Annotated in this window: 1 pseudogene; it reads left to right on the top strand. The window is 67.5% G+C overall.

Annotated features, from left to right (window positions below):
- Positions 1-591: pseudogene (locus LD110_RS23380) on the top strand (hypothetical protein); the annotation flags it as partial.

Genomic DNA, 591 nt, shown 5'->3' with positions numbered 1-591 from the left:
ACCCTGGACGGGGACTACCAAACCTACAAGGCCGAATCCGGCGGGTTCGTCCGCGAACACTTCTTCGGCCGCACCCCCCAGACCAAGGACATGGTCGCCGACTACACCGACGAGGCCATCTGGGGCCTGAAGCGCGGCGGCCACGACTACCGCAAGGTCTACGCCGCATACAAGGCCGCCACCGAGTTCAAGGGCAAGCCCACCGTCATCCTGGCCAAAACCGTCAAGGGCTACGGCCTGGGCCCGCACTTCGAGGGCCGCAACGCCACCCACCAAATGAAAAAACTCACCCTGCAGGACCTCAAAGACTTCCGCGACCACCTGCGCATCCCCATCAGCGACCAGGCCCTGGAAGCCGACCCCTACCAGCCCCCGTACTACCACCCCGGCATGGACGCCCCCGAAATCCGCTACATGATGGAACGCCGCACCACCCTGGGCGGATTCCTCCCCGAACGCCGCGACACCCCCACCACCGGCACCGCCCCCGAGGGCACCGCCGGAGAGGGCACCGCCGGGGTGGCGAGCTGGACCGGCCAGCAGCTCACCCTCCCGGCAGCGAAGTCCTACGAGATCGCCAAACGCGGCACC

This window comes from Arthrobacter sp. M4, assembly GCF_020251205.1.
GTDB lineage: Bacteria > Actinomycetota > Actinomycetes > Actinomycetales > Micrococcaceae > Arthrobacter.
The sequence above is the reverse complement of the archived record's forward strand: the minus strand, read 5'-3'. Positions and strand labels throughout refer to the sequence as shown.